This window comes from Rhizobium sp. P28RR-XV, from assembly GCF_012641385.1.
Lineage (GTDB): Bacteria > Pseudomonadota > Alphaproteobacteria > Rhizobiales > Rhizobiaceae > Rhizobium.
This window is the reverse complement of the sequence record NZ_JABAIG010000039.1, coordinates 1-2576: the sequence shown is the minus strand read 5'-3', so window position 1 is coordinate 2576 and position 2576 is coordinate 1. Positions and strand designations below refer to the sequence as shown.

Sequence of the window (2576 nt, the reverse complement as noted above, 5' to 3'; positions counted from 1 at the left end):
GTAAGCGCTATTTTCCATGCGCATTGGCGGCTTCGTCACGGCTAAATCGCCCTCGTATCGGGAGCGGTATGCAGCTCTATTAGGCCGCGGAGGTGCCGGAGAAGTTGAACGGTAACAGGTCGCCGATATCGGCAATCTCGTCGCGCTGCGGCAACGCGTTGAGCACGTGGCGCAGCCAGGTGAGTGGGTCGACGCCACAGGCGCGGCAAGTCAGCATCAAACTGTAGATCACGGCGCTGGCCTTGGCCCCGTCGGCGGTATCGCTGAACAGCCACGATTTTCTTCCGGTCGCAAAAACTCTGATCTCGCGTTCCAAAATGTTGTTATCGATCGGCATCCTGCCGTCGCTGGTATAGCGTGTCAGGTAATCCCATTGGTTCAGAGTGTAGGACACGGCATCGCCGAGCTTGGTATCCGGCACGACCTTTGGCGCGATATTGTCGAGCCACGTCTTTAGGGCGTTCAGGACAGGCAAGCTGTGCTGTTGCCGGAAACGGCGAATGCAGTCGGCCTGCGTTTCACCGGCGTCGGGCTTTTTGTCTCGCGCCTGCTTTTCGATCCGGTAGAGCTGCTCGAAGAACCGGAGTGCCTGCTCCGGCGGTCCGCCTCCATTCTTCCTGGTTTTGAGGGCCTCGACGAAGCGCCGCCGGGAATGGGCCATGCACCCGACATGGGTTGCGTTATCCAATGTGCGCCAGGCTGTGTAACCATCGCTCATCAGTATGCCGCGATAGTCACCGAGGAAGGTCTGCGGGTGTATCTGGCCGCGGCCGGGCTGATAATCGAGCAGTACGATCGGCTCTTCACTGTCCTCGTCGCTGCGATAGGCCCACATATACGACGTGCTGGTGGCTTCCTTGTCCTTTTCCTTCAGCACCTGAACGGTTGTCTCATCTCCATGGATGATGGGTTGCGATCGGAGCCGCAGCTTCAGCGCGTCATAGATGCGGTGCAGATGCTTCTGGCTTGAGCCGATGACCCAGTGAGCGAGAGCGCCACGGCTGATCGGAACGCCGGCCCGCTCGAATGTCTGAGCCACGCGGTAGAGCGGGGTGCCGTCGACGTATTTATGAACCAGCGCGAAGGCTAGCGTCGAGGCAGTGGCGATGCTGCCTGGCAGGGGTTGCGGCGGCATTGGAGCGATCACGACCGGCGTGTTGATCCCGGTGCGGTCGCAATGACGGCAAGCGTACTTGAACCGCACATTCTGCAGGACCTTTGCCTTGACCTCGATATGGAGCTGCTCGGTAACGGCCTCGCCCATACGATGCATTTGGCCGTTGCAGCAGGGACAAGCCTTCTGAACGTCGGGAATGTCATATTCGACACGCTCGCGCGGGAGGTCTTCCGGCAGAGGCCGGCGGCCGCGCTTCTTTCCCACGGCGCTCTCAACCGGCGGCAGGCCTGTGTCCGGGAGATCGACAACGTCATCACCGTCATCTTCGTCTGCAGCCTGTTCGGCTTCGTTGAAGAGGCGATCGATGTGCTTTTCGCTGCGAGGGGCAAAGCGATGCAGCCTTGCCAGTGCCAGCTCCTCTTCCAGCTTGACGACCCGTCGCGAGAGCGCGTCCTTCTCGGCTTTAAGCGCAGCGATTTCGGCAGCATTTGCCGCCAACTGCGCCATCAGCTCTGCAACGCTTGGTTCGCCGGTCCGAGTCATCAGATTCTTGAATCTGAACCGCCCCTGCGCGTCAATCGCAATTCGCCATTCTCAGCCGGCGATCTGATATTGCCGCACCGGATGGCGGATCATCGCATCGATATCGATACCGTCGAGTATCCAATGCAGTTGTTCTGTCGTCAGCATGACCACCGGCACCTCACGGCGTGGCCATCTGAACTTGTCCTCTGTCAACCGCTTCAGGACAAGCACGAAGCCGGAGCGATCGAAGAACAGCAGCTTCACCCGGTCGTGACGGCGATTGCAGAAGGCAAATACCGCAGGCGCAAATGGATCGAGCGCCATCGTCTCCTGGACCAGAACCGCAAGGCTGTTGATGCCGGCCCGGAAGTCGATTGGTTCGCGATGCAGATAGACTTGAAGATCAGCGCCAAGCTTAAACATGGCCCAGAGCTCCGATTATCGCCGTCAACGCGCTGATGTCGCTGCACTCCAGCGACAATCTCACACCATTCGGCAGTGATGCGCTCACCTTCGCTGGAGAGGACAGCGGGCCGCTCCTCTCCGCCGTCGGTAATCGCTCTTCGCGATCCGTGGCAGGCATCTCGATGTCGAACTTGCTGCTCGCGGCGGTGATTTGAACCGGAATAAAGGACGATGTCGAAGACGGCGATAATGGACGGGCCTGGGTGTGTTTCCGTATCCATTTCCAAACGAGGTTTGCGTTGACCCCGTGATCGCGCGCGAGTTTCGATACCGACGCGCCAGGTTCAAGGCAGGCCGCGACAAGGCGGTCTTTCGAACTTTGATCGAAACGGCGTCTCCCATTCCGACCAACCAGCCGCACGGCGAATTTTTGACCTTCATTCATAACTAGGTGTCCACCTCTTTTAGGCGGACACCTCATGCCAAAGCTCACTCAACTAAAGAAGGTGCGGAGAAACTCGCGCTTACG

General features: G+C 59.1%; 3 protein-coding genes. All 3 read right to left on the bottom strand.

Annotation, left to right across the window (positions count from 1 at the left end; translation table 11 throughout):
* Positions 1-79: 79 nt before the first annotated feature.
* The 3 genes from tnpC to tnpA are packed head-to-tail and all read right to left on the bottom strand — an operon-like array spanning position 80 to position 2492.
* Positions 80-1660, bottom strand: coding sequence for an IS66 family transposase (gene tnpC / locus HGP12_RS33675; RefSeq protein ID WP_168841981.1), 1581 nt, complete (start codon positions 1658-1660; stop codon positions 80-82).
* Positions 1661-1711: 51 nt separating this feature from the next.
* Positions 1712-2065, bottom strand: coding sequence for an IS66 family insertion sequence element accessory protein TnpB (tnpB, locus tag HGP12_RS33670; protein ID WP_168841982.1), 354 nt, complete (start codon positions 2063-2065; stop codon positions 1712-1714).
* The gene (gene tnpA / locus HGP12_RS33665; RefSeq protein ID WP_205926810.1) at positions 2058-2492 is read right to left on the bottom strand and encodes an IS66-like element accessory protein TnpA; all 435 of its coding nucleotides are present in this window, start codon (positions 2490-2492) and stop codon (positions 2058-2060) included. Before tnpA ends, tnpB begins: the two co-directional genes overlap by 8 nt.
* Between the last annotated feature and the right edge of the window lie 84 nt (positions 2493-2576).